Origin of the sequence: Bacteroides fragilis NCTC 9343 (genome assembly GCF_000025985.1) — a bacterium.
Taxonomy (GTDB): Bacteria; Bacteroidota; Bacteroidia; order Bacteroidales; family Bacteroidaceae; genus Bacteroides; species Bacteroides fragilis.
In genome coordinates this window covers 831,940-849,838 of record NC_003228.3, presented here as the reverse complement: position 1 = coordinate 849,838, position 17,899 = coordinate 831,940, and the positions used below count along the sequence as shown (strand labels likewise).

At 45.3% G+C, this 17,899-nt stretch carries 11 protein-coding genes; 8 read left to right on the top strand and 3 right to left on the bottom strand.

What is annotated here, in order from left to right:
- The first annotated feature begins 48 nt into the window (after nucleotides 1-48).
- On the top strand, nucleotides 49-2,292 hold the full coding sequence (locus BF9343_RS03230; protein WP_010992146.1) for a RelA/SpoT family protein: 2,244 nt from the start codon (nucleotides 49-51) through the stop codon (nucleotides 2,290-2,292).
- Nucleotides 2,293-2,346: 54 nt separating this feature from the next.
- On the opposite strand, the gene BF9343_RS03225 is transcribed toward BF9343_RS03230, so the two are convergent.
- Both BF9343_RS03225 and BF9343_RS03220 read right to left on the bottom strand, forming a co-directional pair.
- Nucleotides 2,347-2,712 (bottom strand): MerR family transcriptional regulator, encoded by a 366-nt coding sequence (locus tag BF9343_RS03225; protein WP_005784840.1) that lies wholly within the window; start codon nucleotides 2,710-2,712, stop codon nucleotides 2,347-2,349.
- 14 nt (nucleotides 2,713-2,726) lie between these two features.
- On the bottom strand, nucleotides 2,727-3,695 hold the full coding sequence (locus BF9343_RS03220) for a M23 family metallopeptidase (RefSeq protein ID WP_005796222.1): 969 nt from the start codon (nucleotides 3,693-3,695) through the stop codon (nucleotides 2,727-2,729).
- Between the two features lie 103 nt (nucleotides 3,696-3,798).
- Here BF9343_RS03220 and alaS point away from each other — a divergent pair, with 103 nt between their 5' ends.
- A complete protein-coding gene (gene alaS, locus BF9343_RS03215) occupies nucleotides 3,799-6,417 on the top strand; it encodes an alanine--tRNA ligase (protein WP_010992145.1) in 2,619 nt (872 codons plus the stop codon).
- 246 nt (nucleotides 6,418-6,663) lie between these two features.
- Here the strand turns inward: alaS and BF9343_RS03210 are convergent, their stop codons facing one another.
- On the bottom strand, nucleotides 6,664-7,518 hold the full coding sequence (locus BF9343_RS03210) for a helix-turn-helix domain-containing protein (protein WP_005784835.1): 855 nt from the start codon (nucleotides 7,516-7,518) through the stop codon (nucleotides 6,664-6,666).
- A gap of 149 nt (nucleotides 7,519-7,667) precedes the next feature.
- Between BF9343_RS03210 and BF9343_RS03205 the strand changes: the two genes are divergently transcribed.
- The 6 genes from BF9343_RS03205 (at nucleotide 7,668) to BF9343_RS03180 (ending at nucleotide 17,891) form a co-directional block, all read left to right on the top strand.
- Nucleotides 7,668-8,861: a multidrug effflux MFS transporter gene (locus BF9343_RS03205; RefSeq protein WP_010992144.1), complete on the top strand. Its 1,194-nt coding sequence runs from the start codon at nucleotides 7,668-7,670 to the stop codon at nucleotides 8,859-8,861.
- A gap of 499 nt (nucleotides 8,862-9,360) precedes the next feature.
- Nucleotides 9,361-11,577, top strand: coding sequence for a GH92 family glycosyl hydrolase (locus BF9343_RS03200; RefSeq protein ID WP_010992143.1), 2,217 nt, complete (start codon nucleotides 9,361-9,363; stop codon nucleotides 11,575-11,577).
- A 38-nt stretch (nucleotides 11,578-11,615) separates the two neighbouring features.
- Nucleotides 11,616-12,170: an RNA polymerase sigma-70 factor gene (locus BF9343_RS03195; RefSeq protein WP_010992142.1), complete on the top strand. Its 555-nt coding sequence runs from the start codon at nucleotides 11,616-11,618 to the stop codon at nucleotides 12,168-12,170.
- Between the two features lie 52 nt (nucleotides 12,171-12,222).
- Nucleotides 12,223-13,221, top strand: a complete 999-nt coding sequence (locus BF9343_RS03190; protein WP_010992141.1) for a FecR family protein — start codon at nucleotides 12,223-12,225, stop codon at nucleotides 13,219-13,221.
- A gap of 29 nt (nucleotides 13,222-13,250) precedes the next feature.
- Entirely contained in the window at nucleotides 13,251-15,518 is a 2,268-nt protein-coding gene (locus BF9343_RS03185; protein ID WP_005796236.1) for a GH92 family glycosyl hydrolase, read from the top strand.
- A 102-nt stretch (nucleotides 15,519-15,620) separates the two neighbouring features.
- A complete protein-coding gene (locus BF9343_RS03180) occupies nucleotides 15,621-17,891 on the top strand; it encodes a GH92 family glycosyl hydrolase (RefSeq protein WP_032573600.1) in 2,271 nt (756 codons plus the stop codon).
- Nucleotides 17,892-17,899 lie beyond the last annotated feature (8 nt).

The window sequence follows — 17,899 nt, the reverse complement described above, 5'->3', positions numbered from 1 at the left end:
TGTTTAAATTTGATTATTTTTGCAGAAAAGGAACGAAAGGACTAAATTATGGACACTGAGAACCAGAAAGAAATAGCTGAAGAGCAGATGATTGAACAAGCGTTTCAGGAATTGCTGAACGATTATCTTGCTACCAAGCACCGCAAACGTATTGAGATTATAACCAAGGCCTTCAATTTCGCCAATCAGGCACATAAAGGCATCAAACGACGCTCGGGGGAACCGTATATCATGCATCCCATTGCCGTCGCGAAGATCGTATGCAATGAAATAGGCCTTGGCTCGACTTCCATTTGTGCCGCTTTGCTGCACGATGTTGTCGAGGACACCGATTATACAGTAGAAGATATCGAAAATATCTTCGGGGCCAAGATTGCACAGATTGTCGACGGACTGACCAAAATCTCCGGAGGTATTTTTGGTGACCGGGCTTCGGCACAAGCAGAAAACTTCAAGAAACTCCTGCTCACCATGTCTGATGATATCCGGGTGATCCTGATCAAGATTGCCGACCGCCTGCACAACATGCGTACACTCGGTTCCATGTTGCCCAACAAGCAATATAAGATTGCAGGCGAAACCCTTTATATTTACGCCCCTCTTGCCAATCGCCTGGGACTGTATAAGATCAAGACGGAACTGGAAAACCTCAGTTTCAAATATGAACATCCTGAAGAATATCAGGAGATTGAAGAAAAGCTGAACGCAACAGCTGCCGAACGCGATATGGTATTCAACGAATTCACCGCTCCCATACGCGAGCAGTTGGATAAAATGGGATTAAAATATCGAATCCTGGCACGTGTGAAGTCCATCTACTCTATCTGGAACAAGATGCAGACCAAGCATGTTCCTTTCGAAGAGATTTATGATCTTCTGGCTGTACGGATCATTTTCGAACCACGCAACATAGACGAGGAACTGAACGACTGTTTCGATATTTATGTTTCTATCTCCAAAATCTATAAACCGCATCCCGACCGTCTGCGCGACTGGGTGAGCCACCCCAAAGCTAACGGATACCAGGCACTGCACGTCACTTTGATGGGCAATAATGGCCAGTGGATCGAAGTCCAGATACGCAGTGAGCGGATGAACGATGTAGCCGAACAGGGATTTGCCGCTCACTGGAAATATAAAGAAGGAGGAGGCAGCGAAGACGAAGGCGAACTGGAGAAATGGTTGCGTACCATTAAAGAGATACTCGACGATCCGCAGCCGGATGCCATCGACTTTCTCGATACAATCAAATTAAACTTATTCGCCTCGGAAATCTTTGTCTTCACCCCGAAAGGAGAGCTCAAAACCATGCCGCAGAACTCCACTGCCCTGGATTTCGCCTTCTCACTGCACACGGATATAGGAAGCCACTGTATAGGTGCCAAAGTGAATCATAAACTGGTGCCGCTAAGCCATAAGCTGCAAAGTGGTGACCAAGTGGAAATCCTGACATCCAAGTCACAGCGTGTACAGCCCCAATGGGAAGTGTTTGCCACTACTGCGCGTGCAAGAGCTAAGATTGCGGCTATTCTGCGTAAGGAACGAAAAACCTTCCAGAAAGAAGGAGAAGAATTGTTAAATGAATTCTTTAAGAAAGAAGAGATCCGCCCGGAGGCAGCCGTCATCGAGAAGTTGTGCAAACTGCATAACATGAAGAACGAAGAAGAGTTTCTTGTAGCCATCGGTAACAAAACCATCGTTCTGGGAGATGCCGACAAAAATGAACTGAAAGAGAAACAAAGCAGCAACTGGATGAAGTATCTGACTTTCTCTTTTGGCAATAATAAGGATAAACAGCAGGAGGAAAAAGAACCGCAGGAAAAGGAAAAAATCAACACCAAACAAATTCTCAAACTGACGGAAGATGCCCTGCAAAAGAAATATATCATGGCCGAATGTTGTCATCCCATCCCCGGTGACGACGTACTGGGATACATGGACGAGAATGACCGCATCATCATCCACAAGCGTCAATGTCCGGTAGCGGCCAAACTGAAAAGCAGCTACGGCAACCGCATCATTGCCACTGAATGGGATACACACAAGAAACTTTCGTTCCTGGTATACATTTATATTAAAGGAATAGATAATGTAGGGCTGCTGAATGAAATTACACAAGTTATTTCACGCCAGCTTAATGTGAATATCCGGAAACTGGATATGGAAACGGACGATGGCATTTTCGAAGGAAAGGTCCAATTGTATGTGCACGATGTGGAAGATGTAAAAGCTATTTGCAACAACCTGCGCAAGATTCCGAATATAAAGTCGGTGACACGTGTAGAAAACTAACAAAACAATAAATTAAATAACGGGAAGAGGAGCAATGAGTGCTTGAACAATCACTCATTGCTCCTCTTCCCGTCTTGTTGAAAACCCATCCAAAGCATCCCTCATTCCGATCAACTCTTGACGAATCTGCTTCAAACGGTCGATAATTTCAAAATTCCGGATCGTCGCTTCCCTGTTATCTTTCAGTTTCTGGCGAGCTCCGGGCAGAGTCATTCCTCTTTCTTTCACCAAATGATAGATCAGGCGAATGGTTTCCACATCCTCTTTCCTATACTGGCGCACGCCACGACTCCCTTTCTTTGGGGATATCTGCGGGAACTCCTTTTCCCAGAAACGAAGCAACGATTCGTTGACATCAAACATTTGGGCAACTTCACTGATAGAGTAATATAATTTCAGGTCTCTCTCCGTATTTTGCATGATTTTCTTCTCTTTTAGTCAAATACTTTACCGTGGTTGGCGGCAATCTGAATCATCCGTTCATAATCTTCCGCACTCAAATCCATAAAGTAATAGTTCACCGGATTGACCACCTGTCCTTTGACGTGCACTTCGTAATGCAAATGCGGGCCGGTACTCTTTCCCGTACTTCCTACCCCGGCTATAACTTCACCACGCACGACCTTTTTACCCAGTTTAGTACGAAACTCCTGTAAATGGGCGTAGCGGGTACGATATCCGAAGCCATGGTCAATCTCGACAGTATTGCCATAACCGGTCTCCCATCCCATTTTCACAACCGTACCATCACCCGTGGCATACACGTCCGTACCCGGATGCGCCGAGAAGTCCATGCCGGCATGAAATTTCGTTGTTCCGTAGATGGGGTCAATCCGTGTCCCATAACCGGATGCTGTCTTCCGAAGGTCCTTATTGGATATAGGCTGGATGGCGGGAATACATTTCAGCATCTGATCATGATTTTTACACATTGCCACTACATCGTCAAATGACTTGGACTGGATATAAAGCTGTTTGCTCAGTACATCCATCTTTTGGGTAGTGTTGATCACCAACTTTGAGTTAGCCATATCCATCAATTGTTCGTAACGGTTCGTACCACCATAACCGGCCTGACGAATAGCCGGTGAAACAGGATCGGCCATAAAAATCACTCTATAGAGGTTATCATCACGCTGCTGGATATCCTGAAGCACCCCCATCGCCTCGTCAAGACGACGAGAGAGTACGTTATATTGCGCCAAGAGTTGGCTATTTTCTTTCCGCAACTCCTTCTCTGAGGGAGAACCGAAAATCAGTAACAGAATGATGAAACTGCCGGCTCCCAGTCCCATTCCTATAAAAAGACGGCGGAGAATGCTCAGCGCCCGTTGTCGGACAGTCGGATAAATCCGGTCATAAGTCTGCGTTTGCGGATTATAGATGTAGTAAACTTTGCGCATCTTATAAATATTTCGCTTGTTAATACGGCAAAAATAATAAAAACAAGCTATCTTTGCACTGCTTTTTTCAGAATATTAACCTCAACAATAGATATATAGAAGTATGTTGACTGCAAAAGAAACCAGAGATTCGTTTAAGAATTTCTTCGAGTCAAAAGGACATCAGATCGTTCCTTCGGCTCCAATGGTGATTAAAGATGACCCCACCCTGATGTTTACCAATGCAGGGATGAACCAGTTTAAAGATATTATTTTGGGTAACCACCCGGCGAAATACCACAGAGTCGCGGACTCACAAAAGTGCCTTCGTGTAAGCGGCAAGCACAATGACCTTGAAGAAGTAGGACATGATACCTACCATCACACCATGTTCGAAATGCTGGGTAACTGGTCGTTCGGTGATTACTTCAAGAAAGAAGCCATCAGTTGGGCATGGGAATATCTGGTAGACGTCCTGAAACTGAATCCGGAACACCTGTATGCAACAGTATTCGAAGGTAGCCCGGAAGAGGGTCTGGAGCGTGATAACGAGGCCGCCTCTTACTGGGAGCAATACTTGCCTAAAGACCATATCATCAACGGAAACAAACATGATAACTTTTGGGAAATGGGTGATACAGGCCCTTGCGGTCCGTGTTCGGAGATCCACATCGACCTCCGTCCTGCAGAAGAGCGTGCCAAGATTTCAGGACGCGACTTGGTGAACCACGATCATCCCCAGGTTATCGAAATCTGGAATCTTGTATTCATGCAATACAACCGCAAAGCCGACAGCACTCTTGAGCCGCTTCCGGCGAAAGTGATCGATACCGGTATGGGATTCGAACGCCTGTGCATGGCTTTGCAGGGTAAAACATCCAATTACGACACGGACGTATTCCAGCCGTTGATTAAAGCAATCGCCCAAATGGCCGGAACGGAATATGGCAAAAATGAACAGAACGACATTGCCATGCGTGTTATTGCCGACCACATCCGTACCATTGCGTTCTCAATTACTGACGGACAATTGCCTTCGAATGCCAAGGCCGGTTACGTGATTCGTCGTATCCTGCGTCGTGCCGTTCGTTACGGATATACATTCCTTGGACAGAAACAGGCATTTATGTACAAATTACTTCCGGTTCTGATTGACAGCATGGGAGATGCCTATCCGGAACTGATTGCTCAAAAAGAGTTGATCGAAAAGGTTATCAAAGAAGAAGAAGAATCATTCCTCCGTACTTTGGAAACCGGTATCCGCCTGCTCGATAAAACAATGGCTGACACCAAAGCTAACGGAAAGACTGAAATCAGCGGTAAAGACGCTTTCACATTATACGATACATTCGGTTTCCCACTCGACCTGACAGAGTTGATTCTGCGTGAAAATGGTATGACAGTCAATGTCGAAGAGTTCGATGCCGAAATGCAACAGCAGAAACAACGTGCCCGCAATGCAGCTGCCATAGAGACAGGTGACTGGATCATACTGAAAGAAGGAACTACTGAATTTGTAGGTTACGATTACACGGAATACGAAACCTCCATCCTGCGTTATCGCCAGGTGAAACAGAAAAACCAAACTCTGTATCAGATCGTACTGGACTACACTCCGTTCTATGCAGAGAGCGGTGGCCAGGTAGGTGATACCGGTGTATTGGTAAACGAATTCGAGACTATCGAAGTAATCGACACCAAGAAAGAAAATAATCTTCCGATACATATTACAAAGAAACTGCCCGAACATCCGGAAGCTCCGATGATGGCATGTGTAGACACAGACAAACGTGCCGCTTGTGCAGCCAATCACTCGGCTACCCACTTGCTGGACGAAGCGCTCCGTGAAGTTTTAGGCGAACATGTAGAGCAGAAAGGATCATTGGTTACACCGGACTCTCTGCGTTTTGACTTCTCTCACTTCCAGAAAGTGACAGACGAAGAACTCCGCAAAGTAGAGCATCTGGTAAACGCCAAGATACGTGCCAATGTTCCATTACAGGAACACCGCAACATCCCTATCGAAGAAGCGAAAGAACTGGGCGCAATCGCCCTGTTCGGCGAGAAATATGGTGACCACGTACGTGTTATCCAGTTTGGCTCATCCATTGAATTCTGTGGAGGTACCCACGTTGCCGCTACCGGAAATATCGGTATGGTAAAAATTATCTCTGAGAGTTCGGTAGCTGCCGGTGTACGCCGTATCGAAGCATATACCGGAGCTCGCGTAGAAGAAATGCTGGATACGATCCAGGATACTTTGAGCGACTTGAAAGCTCTTTTCAACAATACTCCCGACCTTGGTGTGGCCATTCGCAAGTATATCGACGAAAACGCAGGACTGAAAAAACAGGTGGAAGACTTCATGAAAGAAAAAGAAGCTGCCGTCAAAGAACGCCTGCTGAAAAATGTACAAGAGATTAACGGCATTAAAGTCATTAAGTTCTGCTTGCCGATGCCCGCCGAAGTAGTGAAGAACATCGCTTTCCAACTTCGTGGTGAAATTACAGAAAATCTCTTCTTTGTAGCCGGAACAGTAGATGCCAATAAACCAATGCTGACTGTTATGATCAGTGACAACCTGGTTGCCGGCGGACTGAAAGCAGGTAATCTGGTGAAAGAAGCTGCCAAACTGATTCAGGGTGGCGGTGGCGGTCAACCTCACTTCGCAACAGCCGGTGGCAAGAATCCGGACGGACTGAACGCTGCTGTTGAGAAGGTACTGGAACTGGCAGGAATCTAAAGGGGCCGACTCTTACGAGTGGGTACCACGCTATCCGAAAGTTCCCATATAAAGTTAGAAGTCAGATTAAACATCATAGACTCTCCGAGTAAAGAGTCCGGTACTGCACCGGACTCTTTCTATTTTATTCCCCTTCATCGAATGTCCATATCACAAACTCACTTTATCCCCCGGAAAGAGCAAGAATGATCTTGTTTATTCTACTCCTTCTACTACAGTAACGGAGAAGAGTGGACAGACTCAGCCTCATCCAAGATTCTTGATCGCCCGAAACTCTTTTGGAGAGATACCCGTATTCTTTTTAAAGAAATGCGTCAAATAGGATTGGTCCGGAAAATGCAGTTGCTCAGCTATTTCTGTTACAGATAAACGAGGCTCATTCAACAGCACTTTTATTTCGGCCACCAACTGTTCATCAATAAGCTGTTTAGGCTTCTTTCCATCTAAATGCCGAACTGTAATTTTATGCAGGTAACGAGACGATATACAAAGTTTTTCGGCATAAAAAGCTACCTGATGTTCATGCATACTATATTCACGGATCAATTGCATAAACCGATGGCAAAGTAATTGCGTACGACTATATTGCTTACTGACAGCCAATTTTTCCGGAATCGTATTAAACAGCCACATAAGCAGACTTTGCAAAAAGTTGTGCTCTTGTTGTCCCCTGAACTGGGGCATCGGTTCGGTAAACAACATTTGTGCCATATCCATCCACAAATTGATCTGCCGCCAGGTCTTCTGACTCCGTTCGTCAGCAGTATGATGGTAACAGGGATGTTCGTGAGTATAATTAAAGTAAGGTGTATCGATAGGTAACATGGCATTTAAAAATGCTTCTTTAGGAAACATCAACATTTTCACCTGTAAATCTCCTGAAGTTTCGAGCACTTGCAGCAAACCGCCGGTCAGGAAGATCAATTCTGTCTGTTCATTGAATATATATTTCTGCACACCGGTAGAGACAACGGCTTCTCCCTGCGTACAAATCAGATAGATACCACACCGGAAATGGTATGGGGCCGATATCAAAGAGGCCAGGTCGGTCTCTTCATATCGGATCGTTTTTGTATCGGCAAGCAATCGGTCTGTTTTCATAAAAGTCTGTTTTAGGCAACAAATGTAGGTTTATTTTTGATATTCGGGCTATTTTGTTCTGAAAACAACATGTTTTGTACAGATTAGCCTATATTCGATTCCTAACAGATGGAGTAATTTTGCAACCATATTGATCAAAGAGAATAGCAATGACTGACAGACAGAATTCCAGACGGTTCTTATTATTATTTTTAGGTGTATTAAGTGCTTTCGGCCCTTTTATAATGGACATGTATTTGCCTACCTTACCGGCTATGGCAGATTTTTTCCACACTTCATCTTCTATGGTACAATTGGGACTCACCACCAGCATGATTGGCTTGGCTGCCGGACAATTAATTTTCGGTCCCTTGAGTGACAAGTACGGGCGACGTCCTCCATTACTTCTGGCCATGATTCTGTTCCTGCTCGCTACGGTGGGGTGCATCTTTTCACATACCATTTCACAATTTGTGACATCCCGATTCTTACAAGGCATTGCCGGAGCAGGTGGTGTAGTGATTTCCCGCTCCATAGCTACCGACGAGTATTCGGGACAGCAACTGGCCGGCATGCTTGCCGTTATCGGCGGAATAAATGGAATAGCTACAGTCATCGCCCCTATCGGAGGAGGTATACTGGCTCAGATAACAAGCTGGCAAGGCATCTTTATCTGCTTATTCTTTATGGGAGTGGTTCTCCTATCCGGAAGCTTACATTTGAACGAATCACTTCCGGCAAAACACAGACAGACTGTGAGTTGGCAAGACTTATACCATAGTTTCGGAGAAGTCCTCCACAACCGCCGCTATGTAGGCTACGTCCTGCAATATGGTTTCACTATGGGAATACTGTTTGTCAATATCTCTTCTGCACCATTCATCATGCAGCAACACTACGGACTCTCTCCTCTATCCTTCAGCCTCTGTTTCGGAATCAATGCGATAGCAATGGTTATCTCTTCAGCCATATCGATAAAATTACCTACCATGGAACGGGCTTTATATATAGGAAGCCGGGGCATGCTGTCAGTATCTGCACTATTGATGGTATTCTTGTCCTTGAGATGTGATTTTTGGATCTACGAGTTATTGATCTTCGCTCTACTCTCGATGATTGGCATGACTTTTACAGCATCCAACACCTTGGCCATGGAGTGTGAGCGACGGAATGCAGGCATTGCTTCGGCACTTTTGGGAGCCACCGGGTTTGCATTCGGAGGTATTGTATCGCCATTGGTAAGTTTAGGAGATATGATGACCTCTACCGGAATATTGTTTTTAGCAGGTTCTGCCTGTGCCTATGCATGCACCCGATATGTACTGTCACAATCCGTTCAACCCTCCGGAGTGCTATATCATTGAAAGTTACTATGGCGTTCTTTCCTGACAAAACGCTAAAAGGAGATTTAAAATCCAATGCAACCGACTAAAGATAAAGTCAAAGCATACCATAAGCCATGATTCACTAACAAACAGATACTTAAGATTCAAGATATTAATTGAAAACCAAAGGGTCCTGCCTTTAAAACCAACAATCCTTTGGCTTTTAAAGCAACGGTTCTCCTCTTTTCAACCTATAAGAACTCCATCCAAATCATCTCATACGTTCGATTGTACGCCGGGGAACAGATGTATTTTATCTATACATCCCGTTTTTCAAAACATTAAGAAGGGATCACTGAAACGGAAAGCATATTATCTCCCCCGGCTGTTTATAATGCCCCCCTCCGCCCTCATGATAACGAGTCGAAATACAAAAAGACGAATCAATCAGCACACAAGCTCTTTCGTTTTACATTTATATTCTCTACCTTTGCACACTAAATCAATCAATTACTTAAAAAACTCTAACCCAAGCCGCATGAAAGTACTTTTTCATTCACTATTTATTCTTTTATTTGTTTTCACTGCCTGTACGTCTACCCCTAAACAGGCAACTATTGACTATACCCAATATGTAAACCCATTTATCGGAACCGATTTCACCGGTAATACCTATCCCGGAGCACAAGTCCCTTTCGGCATGGTACAACTTAGTCCGGACAACGGACTTCCCGGCTGGGACCGTATCTCCGGATATTTCTATCCCGATAGCACTATTGCCGGATTCAGCCATACCCACCTTTCTGGTACGGGGGCAGGCGACTTATATGACATCTCTTTTATGCCCGTCACCCTGCCTTATAAAGAAGCAGAAGCTCCGTTAGGTATTTACTCCAAATTTTCCCATCAGGACGAAAATGCCACGGCAGGATATTACCAGGTACTGCTGAAAGATTACGGCATCAACGTCGAATTGACGGCAACCGAACGATGCGGCATTCAGCGTTACACTTTTCCTGAAGCCAAAGCCGCTATCTTCCTCAACCTGAAAAAAGCTATGAATTGGGACTTTACCAATGATTCGCACATCGAAGTTATCGACTCGGTAACCATTCAGGGATACCGCTTCTCCGACGGATGGGCACGCGACCAGCATGTCTATTTCCGTACACGCTTCTCTAAACCTTTTACAGCCGTTCAAATGGATACAACTGCCATCCTGAAAGACGGAAAACGAATGGGTACGGCTACCATAGCCCGATTCGATTTCGACACACAAAAAGGAGAGCAAATACTTGTCAACACAGCCCTTTCCGGTGTCAGCATGGAAGGAGCAGCTCAAAATCTGGCAGCCGAAGTTCCGGAGGATAATTTCGATAAATATCGTGAGGCTGCACGGGACAACTGGAACCGGCAACTCTCTAAAATCGCAGTCAAAGGCGACCATAAGGACGATTGGGTAAACTTCTACACCGCACTCTATCACACCATGCTTGCTCCTACCATTTATAGCGATGTCGACGGTTCGTATTACGGTCCGGACAAAAAGATTCATCGCACAGACGGATGGGTAAACTACAGTACTTTCTCTTTATGGGATACATACCGCGCCGCACATCCTCTATTTACCTATACCGAACCCGAACGTACCAACGATATGGTTCAATCATTTCTGGCTTTCTACGAACAGAACGGACGCCTGCCGGTTTGGAATTTCTACGGTAGTGAAACAGATATGATGATTGGCTATCATGCCGTTCCGGTCATCGTGGATGCTTATCTGAAAGGTATTGGAAACTTTGATCCGAAAAAGGCATTGGAAGCTTGTGTAGCCACTGCCAACCTGGACAATTACCGCGGAATTGGTGCTTATAAAGAACTGGGATATGTTCCTTTCAATGAAAAAGATAGTTATAATGCCGAAAACTGGTCGTTATCCAAAACACTTGAATACGCTTATGATGATTACTGCATTGCCCGCATGGCAGAAAAACTGGGAAAGAAAGAGATTGCGGACGAATTCTATAAGCGGTCGCAAAACTATCGTAACGTATACAATCCGGCAACCTCGTTCATGCAACCTCGTGATGACAAGGGAGAATTTCAGAAAGACTTTAAAGCAGATGCTTATACACCGCATATCTGCGAAAGTAACGGTTGGCAATATTTCTGGTCGGTACAGCATGACATAGACGGACTGATCGGTCTGACAGGCGGAAAAGAACGTTTTGCACAAAAGCTGGACAGCATGTTCACCTTCCATCCTTCGGCCGACGACGAACTTCCGCTCTTCAGTACCGGAATGATAGGCCAATATGCTCACGGAAACGAACCGAGCCATCACGTCATCTACCTTTATAATGCGGTAGACCAACCCTGGAAAACCCAGGAGTATGTGGCAAAAGTAATGAACGAACTCTACCTGAACAGCCCTGCCGGACTCTGCGGAAACGAAGACTGCGGCCAGATGTCGGCTTGGTATGTATTCAGCGCCATGGGATTCTATCCGGTAAATCCGATAAGCGGTCAATATGAAATAGGTACTCCCCTTTTCCCGGAAGTGCAACTGCACCTTGACAACGGGAAAACATTCACTGTCAAAGCTCCGGCTGTCAGCAAAGAGAATATCTATATCCGATCAACCAAACTGAATGGAAAACCCTATGATAAAAGTTACATTACTCATGAACAGATTATGAGTGGTGCAACCCTTGAGTTTGAAATGGGAAAGGAGAAAGTTACGAGTGATCAATAACTTGTAGCCCGCACACCCAAAACCAGCAGCTAAAAAAGATGGACGACACATTTGATATAACCTACAAAGCCCTGTTCCGGAGGTACTATCCGAACCTGATGTTCTACGCCACCCGCCTGGTGGGCGATGAAGAAGCAGAAGATGTGGTACAGGATGTATTCGTGGAACTGTGGAAACGAAGAGATTCCATGGTAATAGGCGACCAGATCCAAGCCTTCCTCTATCGGGCGGTATATACCCGGGCCTTGAATGTGCTGAAACATCGCAGCATAGAGAACGGATATTGCGCTGCTGTGGAAGAAATCAACCAAAAACGAGCGGAATTCTATCAGCCGGACAACAACGAAGTAATCCGGCGGATAGAAGACCGCGAATTGCGAAACGAAATCTACCAAGCCATTAACGAGCTACCGGACAAATGCAAGGAAGTGTTTAAGTTGAGCTATCTGCACGAAATGAAGAATAAAGAAATAGCCGACGTGATGGGAGTCTCTTTACGTACGGTAGAAGCCCACATGTACAAGGCACTGAAGTTCCTACGAAACCGTCTCGGCCATTTATGGTTTTTATTTCTACTATTTTTTATCAAATAGATAAGTGTTTTTAAAGATTTAGTTGTTTCTATTATATAATGAAAAAGAAAAGATGAATAATCTGAGCGAAGACATATTGATGAGATATCTGACAGGCGAATGTTCTGACGAAGATTTTGCCAGAGTGAACGCTTGGATCAAAGAATCAGACGATAATGCCCGCCGACTTTTCCGAATGGAAGAGGTATATCATTTGGGCAGACACGACAGCTTTCCGGATCAGAAAAAAGTTGCCCGGGCAGAAGCACGACTATACAAGAAACTGGCTCAGGAAGATGCACATAGCCGCAAAGTGATCAGAATGCACCAATGGATGCGATATGCCGCTATCATCGTGCTCGCACTGATGATAGGCACCGGAGGCGGATACCTGTACTATCAGGCCGATCCGACCCGGAATATGATAACGGCCTCGTCCACGGATGGCAAAGTGAAAGAAGTGATGTTGCCCGATGGCACAAAAGTATGGCTCAATCAATCGGCCACCCTGAGATATCCCAAGGAATTCTCAGAATCCGAAAGAGATGTATATCTCGATGGAGAAGCTTATTTCGAAGTCACTAAAAACCGTCGGTGTCCTTTCGTTGTAGAAAGTGAGGCTATGCGTATCAAAGTGTTGGGAACCACTTTCAATTTCAAGTGCGACAAGAGTCACAAACTGGCAGAAGCAACCTTGATCGAAGGAGAAATAGAAGTGAGAGGAAACCACGATGAAGGAATGATTATTCTTTCGCCCGGACAAAAGGCCGAACTGAATAAAACAACCCGCAGACTGGTGGTGAAGCAAGTAGATGCCAAATTGGATGCCGTATGGCACAATGACCTGATCCCGTTTGAACAGGCGGACATTTTTGCCATCACCCGGACGTTAGAACGCTTTTATGATGTGAAAATCATTCTTTCACCCGACATTAAGTCCGACAAAACTTACTCGGGTGTATTGAAGAAAAAAGATAATATAGAGTCTGTACTCCAATCGTTGGACAACTCTATACCTATCAATTATAAGATTGTGGGAGACAATATCTTTATTTCTTCACGTAACAAGTGAGCAACCAATTAAAATAAACATACAGTACCATGAAATTTAAAACATTCCTGGCGGGATGTTTAGGAGGCTTATTGTCTCTGAACTCCTGCACAAACTCGCCGGACATGACTGATTACGCAGCCTACGTCAACCCATTTATCGGTACAGGCGGACACGGTCATACTTTTCCGGGCGCCATTGTCCCCCATGGCATGATTTCTCCCAGCCCAGACACCCGCATAGATGGGTGGGATGCCTGCTCGGGATATTATTACGCAGATTCCACCATCAACGGATTCTCACACACCCATTTGAGTGGAACCGGTTGTTGCGACTATGGAGATGTACTACTGATGCCTACGGTGGGCGAACAAAAGTACCTCCCCACAGGTTCACAGAGCCAGCAGATGGCTTATGCTTCTGCCTTTTCACATCAAAATGAGACTGCCGAACCGGGCTATTACTCAGTCTTCCTGGATACTTATCAAGTAAAAGCCGAACTGACTGCAAGCAAACGGGCAGCTATCCACAGGTATACTTTTCCTGAAAGTAAAGAAGCAGGATTCATCCTCGACTTGGACTACAGTCTGCAACGGCAGACCAACAAAGAGATGGAAATAGAGGTCATCAGCCCCACTGAAATCTGCGGCCGTAAAAAGACCATGTACTGGGCTTTCGACCAATATATCAACTTTTATGCAAAATTCTCGAAACCTTTCACCTACACGTTGGTGACTGATTCGATGGCACTCGACGATGGAGGCAGACTGCTGCCTACCTGTAAAGCATTACTTCACTTTGACACGACCAAAGACGAACAAGTGTTTGTCAAAGTCGGAATCTCTGCTGTGGACATAGAGGGTGCACGCAAAAATGTAGAAACTGAAATACCAGACTGGGATTTTGACGGAGTACGTAAAGACGCACGCAAAGCGTGGAATGAAACGTTATCGAAGATTGATATTACTACCAATGATAAAAATGACAAAACCATCTTCTATACCGCACTCTACCACACTGCCATTAGCCCGAATCTGTTTACGGACGTAGACGGACGTTATCTGGGTATGGATCTGCAAGTACATCAAGGAGATACACTGAATCCGATGTATACCATTTTTTCTTTATGGGATACCTTCCGTGCACTGCATCCGCTAATGACCATTATAGATCCGGATCTGAACAATGCTTTCATCCGTTCACTGATCAAAAAGCATCAGGAGGGGGGCATTTTCCCAATGTGGGACATGGCTTCCAACTATACCGGTACAATGATTGGTTACCATGCCGTTCCCGTCATTGTAGATGCATATATGAAAGGCGATCGTAATTTCGACATCCAAGAAGCTTACCGAGCCTGCGTGCGTGCGGCAGAATATGATACAACAGGAATCAAATGCCCCGATCTGGTGTTACCCCATCTGATGCCGAAAGCCAAATATTATAAAAACTCAATCGGCTACGTACCGTGTGACCGCGAAAACGAATCGGTTGCCAAGGCCTTGGAGTACGCTTATGACGACTGGTGTATTTCAGTATTTGCCGATGCATTGAACGACTACGACACCCGGGACAAATACGCACGTTTCGCAAAAGCCTACGAGTTTTACTTCGATCCGGAAACCCGCTTTATGCGCGGATTGGACAGTAAGGGCGAATGGCGCACTCCCTTCAATCCACGCTCTTCAACTCACCGCAACGATGATTATTGTGAAGGGACTGCCTGGCAATGGACCTGGTTCGTTCCACACGACATCGAAGGATTGGTAAAACTAATGGGCGGCGAAGATGCCTTCGTCGGTAAACTGGATTCTCTGTTTACCGCCGACTCTTCACTGGAAGGCGAAACAACCTCCTCGGACATCAGCGGGCTGATCGGACAATATGCCCACGGCAACGAACCCAGCCACCACGTGATTCATATGTACAACTATGTGAACCGTCCGTGGAGGACGCAAGAATTGGTAGACAGCGTATACCGTAGCCAATATGCCAATGCCGTAGACGGACTGTCGGGAAATGAAGATTGCGGACAAATGTCGGCTTGGTATGTACTCAATTCTATGGGATTCTATCAGGTATGTCCGGGGAAACCGGTTTATTCTATCGGACGCCCCGCATTCGATAAAGCCGTAGTAAACCTGCCCGATGGCAAAAAGTTTACAGTGATAGCTAAGAATAACTCGAAAAAGAATAAGTATATCAAAAGCATGACACTGAACGGAAAACCATTGGATAAACCATTCTTTACGCATGACGATATCATAGCAGGCAGTACGTTGGAAATAGAAATGACAGACCGGCGGACCCAACCCTAAGAAAGTACTCTGTTTCATCACAGATTATACGAATATGTAGCCTACACGGCACCGATGATAGAAAATATATAATATCCATATAGCAATACACTTATCCACACCATGAGAAAAATTCTTTTGACCGCTTGCCTTATAGCTTGCTCACTAATGGCTGAGGCCAAAGACTGGACCCAATACGTAAACCCACTGATGGGAACGCAGTCTTCTTTCGAATTATCAACCGGGAACACCTATCCCGCTATTGCACGTCCGTGGGGAATGAACTTCTGGACACCGCAAACGGGCAAGATGGGGGACGGATGGCAATACACGTATACAGCCAACAAAATCAGGGGATTCAAGCAAACCCACCAACCCAGCCCATGGATCAATGATTACGGACAATTCTCCATCATGCCCGTCACAGGCAAACTTGAGTTTGATGAAGAAAAACGTGCCAGTTGGTTCAGTCATAAAGGTGAAATAGCAACTCCTTCCTACTATAAAGTATATTTGGCCGAGCACGATGTAGTGACCGAAATGACTCCGACAGAACGTGCGGTTCTGTTCCGTTTCACCTTTCCCGAAAACGAACACTCGTACATTGTAGTAGACGCATTCGACAAGGGTTCCTACGTAAAAGTAATTCCGGAAGAGAACAAGATAATCGGCTACACCACCCGTAACAGTGGTGGAGTGCCCGAGAATTTCAAGAACTACTTCGTTATCGAGTTCGACAAACCTTTCACTTACAAAGGCACTTTTGCAGACAAAAAGCTGGAAGAAGGCAACTTGGAGCAGAAAGCCGACCATACGGGAGCCATCATTGGTTTCAGTACCCGTAAAGGTGAAATCGTGCATGCCCGTATAGCTTCTTCGTTCATTAGTTTTGAACAAGCGGCTCAGAACCTTAAAGAATTGGGTAACGACTCTTTTGAGCAACTTGCACAAAAAGGGAATGATGCCTGGAACAATGTATTAGGTAAAATAGAAGTAGAAGGCGGCAATCTGGACCAGTACCGTACATTCTACTCCTGCCTCTACCGTTCTCTGCTATTCCCCCGCAAATTCTATGAGTTTACGGCAGACGGGCAACCGGTTCATTATAGTCCTTACAACGGTCAGGTACTCCCCGGATATATGTACACCGATACAGGATTTTGGGATACATTCCGTTGTTTGTTTCCATTCCTGAACCTGATGTACCCATCGGTAAACAAAGAAATACAAGAAGGACTTATCAATACTTATAAGGAAAGCGGTTTCTTTCCGGAATGGGCGAGTCCCGGACACAGAGGTTGTATGATAGGCAATAACTCTGCTTCAGTATTGGTAGACGCCTACATGAAAGGAGTAAAGGTAGACGATGTGAAAACTCTGTATGAAGGGCTGATTCACGGTACAGAGAATGTACATACGGAAGTCTCTTCTACCGGACGCTTGGGGTATCAGTATTACAATAAGCTGGGCTACGTACCCTATGACGTGAAAATCAATGAAAATACAGCCCGCACATTAGAATACGCTTACGATGACTGGTGCATCTACCAACTGGCTAAAGCCTTGAACCGACCGAAAAAAGAAATTGAACTATTTGCCAAACGTGCCATGAACTACCGGAATGTATTCGACAAAGAAAGCAAACTGATGCGTGGCCGTAATGAAAACGGCCAGTTCCAGTCACCATTCTCTCCGTTGAAGTGGGGAGATGCATTCACAGAAGGTAACAGCTGGCATTACTCCTGGTCGGTATTTCACGACCCGCAAGGATTAATCGATCTGATGGGAGGCAAAAAGATGTTTATCACGATGCTGGACTCCGTATTTGCAGTTCCTCCTGTATTCGACGACAGTTATTATGGACAGGTGATTCATGAAATCCGCGAAATGACCGTGATGAACATGGGTAACTATGCACACGGCAACCAACCGATACAGCACATGATTTACTTGTACAATTATGCCGGACAGCCCTGGAAAGCGCAATACTGGCTTCGTCAAGTAATGGACCGCATGTATACTCCGGGTCCTGACGGTTACTGTGGCGACGAGGACAACGGACAGACCTCTGCCTGGTATGTATTCTCAGCCCTCGGATTCTATCCGGTATGTCCAGGAACAGATGAGTATGTCATTGGAGCCCCTCTATTCAAAAAGGCAACGCTACACTTTGAAAATGGCAATAATCTTGTGATCGATGCACAGAATAACAGTAAGGAGAATCTTTATATCGAATCCCTCCGGGTCAACGGGCAAGAATCAACCCGGAACTATCTGAAACATGCCGATCTGCTGCAAGGCGGAACCATTGAATTCAAAATGGGTTCACACCCCAACCTCAACAGAGGCATCAACGATGATGATGCTCCCTATTCATTCTCCAAGATGAAATAGTCCTCTCT